Here is a 3991-nt window from a genome sequence, read left to right as displayed (position 1 = left end):
ATAAAGACGCCAAAGCCAAACATCGAACCAAGCAAAAGTGAGTCAGTATATAGCTGCACGACAAAAGCGGTAACGATAGCAATCAGCGCGACGATGGTCTTCATCTTGCTTTGTATCTGCGCAGTAGCTGCGGTTTTGCTTAACGCATCACCTTCTACTACAGCATCACGTGCTTCTTTATCAATTGCCAGCTGCTGATACTGGCGCGGTTTACGATAGCTGATAAAGACGGCAATCAATAAACCAACAAGCATACCGAGTGCTGGAATCGCCATGGCTTTGGTGACTGAGATATTAGCAACATCGATACCTGCTTCGCCAACGTTTTTGAGCATAATCTGATTCAGATAAATATCGCCAAACCCATAAGGAATGAACATATAAGTCGTGACAAGTCCAAAGGTAATCAGACAAGCAATCAAACGTCTATCGATTTGCATGCGGTTAAATGCTAATAATAACGGCGGCACAAGCAGTGGAATAAAGGCAATATGAATCGGGATTAAGTTTTGGCTAAAGCAGCTCATGGTGACAAGACCTGCAAACAGCATATACTTAATCATGCCACTGGTGCCGCCTGCATCAATACGCTTGATCACTGCCCCTGCCAAAGATTGTGGCAAGCCGGAATGGGCGATTGCTACTGCAAACGCACCTAGCAGCGCATAAGACAATGCAATTTGTGCGCCGTTTTTGATTCCTTCTTGAAAGGCATTCAAGGTATCAGTCATCCCGAGACCAGCGATGAGCCCGCCTGCTAACGCACCGATTAACAAACTGAGTACCACGTGTACCCGCGCTAAAGACAGCCCTAGCATGATGGCTACTGCTAGTAGTACCGCATTGATGGTCATATTCTCGCCCCTTACCCTATATTTTGTAGCCCGCTATTGACAACATTGCTGACCTATTTGTTTTACCCTAGCATTTTAATCCACACAGTCTCTATTTGAACGGAGCGATTAAGACGCGCGCTATTCTACCTGATTTTACCCATAAAGCCCACGCGCAGAACCTAGCAGACAGCAGAGAAAAAGCAAATAAAGGAGTAATATTCCTGCTACTGTTAAGGATAGAGCCTTGCAATTTTATATAGCAGCACCATTTATTAAACATGAACCACTAACTTGACTTTACAAGTCTGGTGAACGAGGAAAAATATATGAGTGAACATAAAATTGATAAAGACAATATCGACATCGATGTCGACGTATCATCTACCGTTGCTGATGACAATGGTCAACAAAGTAAGCAACAAAGCGAGCTAAAGACCTCATCTGACAACGCAGTAGAAAACGAGCGGGACATGGTATCTGATACTGCTCAAGAAGACGATACTGCTAAAGACAATGCAGTTGAAGATTATCTACCCCTATTAGCACTGCGCGATGTTGTCGTCTATCCACATATGCAGATTGCCTTATTTGTCGGTCGTGAACCTTCAGTCAAAGCGGTTGAGTTGGCACAAGCTGAGTACGGCAATAAAGTACTAGTTGTTGCACAAAAAGACTCGCTTACTGAAGATATTGATCATGACAACTTATATCAATATGGCACAGTATGTCGTATCGTCAGCACCATGCCGCATGATAACGATGAGAACTGCATCAAAGTATTGATTGAAGGTCAATATCGTGCGCGTGTTGATTCGATAGAGAGTCATGACGACTTATTGATGGCAAACTTTGAGCGTGCTGACCTTGATGTCAGCATGGATGAGAGTCAGCAGAAAAACACCATCAAAGCTTTGACCACACTGTTTGAGAGCTATGCAGATGCACGCCTGCGTAATGCCCGTGAGCTAACGCGCGTTGCAAAGCGTATTGATGATTTGCTTGAACTGGTCTACTTTATCTCAACTCGCGTTTCGATGGATCTTGATATCAAGCAGTCATTTTTAGAACAAAATGATATCAAAACCCATATCAATACTTTGACCGAATATCTCGTCAAGCAAAGTGCTGAGCAAAACATCGAGCAAGATATCCAAGAAGCTGTCCGTCAGCAAATGGAAGACAACCAGCGCGAATACTTCTTAAACGAGAAGATGAAAGCCATTAAGAATGAGCTGTCAGATATGAATGACGGTGCGTTTGATGGTGAAGATGATGTGGCTGAGCTTGAGCAACGTCTAGACGAAGCTGACTTGCCAGAAGATGTGCGCAAAAAAGCCGAGCAAGAAATGAAAAAGCTCAAAATGATGCCACCTGCATCAAGCGAGTCTTCAGTGGTGCGCAACTATATTGAGTGGATTTTGGACACGCCGTGGAATGCGACGACTAAAGTTTCTATCAATTTAGATAAAGCCAAAACCGTCTTAGATGAAGATCATTATGGCTTACAAGATGTTAAAGATCGCATCTTAGAGTATCTCGCCGTACAATCGCGAGTGAAAAAACTGCGCGGTCCGATTCTTTGCTTAGTCGGTCCTCCGGGTGTTGGTAAAACCTCATTGGGTGAGTCGATTGCTCGTGCAACGGGTCGTAAGTTCGTGCGTATGGCGCTTGGCGGCGTACGTGATGAAGCGGAGATTCGTGGTCATCGCCGTACTTATATCGGTGCGATGCCAGGTAAAATTGTTCAATCACTTGCAAAAGTAAAAGTCAAAAACCCACTATTCTTATTGGATGAAATCGATAAGATGGCGCATGACTTCCGCGGTGATCCATCATCAGCATTGCTTGAGGTGCTAGATCCATCACAGAACGATACTTTTAATGACCATTATTTAGATATGGACTTAGATTTATCACAAGTGATGTTTATCTGTACCGCTAACAGTATGGACATTCCAGCTGCGCTGCTTGACCGTATGGAGGTTATTCGCTTACCGGGTTATACCGAAGCAGAAAAAGTGAATATCGCGCAAAAGTACCTTGTGCCAAAAGCCATTAAAAATAACGGTCTCAAAGAAGGCGAGATTGAGATTGTTGAGGCAGCATTACACAGCATCGTCCGTAGCTACACGCGTGAAGCTGGTGTACGTAACCTTGAGCGTGAAGTGAATAAAATCTGCCGTAAAGTCGTTCGCGGTTCGGTCGAAACGCATGGCGCCCGCGCTCCGAAAAGAGCAGAACGTCAACTGGTCGTAGTCGATGACAAAAACATTGATGACTATCTAGGTGTTCACCAGTATGACTATGGTTTAGCCGAAGAAGAGCCAGAGATTGGTCGCATTACTGGACTTGCATGGACACAAGTTGGTGGTGAGCTACTCACTATCGAAGCGGTCGCCATGAAAGGCAAAGGTGAGCTTATCTTTACCGGCTCACTCGGCGATGTGATGAAAGAGTCTATTCGTGCTGCTATGAGTGTGGTACGTGCGCGTGGTGACAGCTTAGGGATTGACTACGAGACGTTTAAAACGACTGACGTCCACGTCCATATGCCAGAAGGCGCCACACCTAAAGACGGTCCATCTGCTGGTGGCGCGCTAACGACAGCGCTGGTATCTGCTTTAACTGGGATTGCCATTCGTCCAGATATTGCCATGACAGGTGAGATTACCCTGCGCGGTAAAATCCTACGCATCGGTGGTCTAAAAGAGAAGCTACTTGCTGCGCATCGTGGTGGTATCAAGCACGTATTGATTCCAGCGACCAACGAGCGTGACTTGGCGGATATCCCTGATAACGTCAAAGAAGGCTTAACCATTCAGCCAGTCGCGACGATTGATGAGATATTGAAGGTTGCCTTGGTGAGTATGCCAACGCCACTAAAACCTACCAAAGTAACGGTTGATAAGACCAAAGGTAAAGCGCTACATAACTAAGTGTAAAAGCTTAACAGTCAAATATTAAAAAAGCCGCTTACAGCAATGTAGGCGGCTTTTTTTTGGCAATAATAAGCAACAATCTAAATAAAACCTTATGCTATATTTTGGACAAATGTTTATATGGTAATAACAATGATTGTACGTCCATTAACTTTATCCTTATTGCTCGCTGTCTCTCTTCCGGCAGCGTTAGCAGGCTGTCAGTCTACTTCTGTT

The 3991-nt window shown here is 44.7% G+C and carries 2 protein-coding genes; one reads left to right on the top strand and one right to left on the bottom strand.

Annotation, left to right across the window (positions count from 1 at the left end):
* Positions 1-854: Na+/H+ antiporter NhaC family protein (locus VLN09_RS01990; RefSeq protein WP_325243543.1), on the bottom strand; the 854-nt coding region annotated here is incomplete at its 3' end.
* Between the two features lie 452 nt (positions 855-1306).
* Between VLN09_RS01990 and lon the strand changes: the two genes are divergently transcribed.
* Entirely contained in the window at positions 1307-3772 is a 2466-nt protein-coding gene (gene lon / locus VLN09_RS01985; protein WP_325243544.1) for an endopeptidase La, read from the top strand.
* Positions 3773-3991 lie beyond the last annotated feature (219 nt).

Origin of the sequence: Psychrobacter sp. (assembly GCF_035469765.1) — a bacterium.
In the GTDB taxonomy this organism is placed as follows: Bacteria; Pseudomonadota; Gammaproteobacteria; order Pseudomonadales; family Moraxellaceae; genus Psychrobacter.
This window is presented reverse-complemented; position numbering and strand designations above follow the sequence as displayed.

Excerpts from the sequence above, each read along its gene's own strand:
- lon (WP_325243544.1), top strand. The coding sequence starts at position 1,307 with ATGGTATCTGATACTGCTCAAGAAGACGATACTGCTAAAGACAATGCA.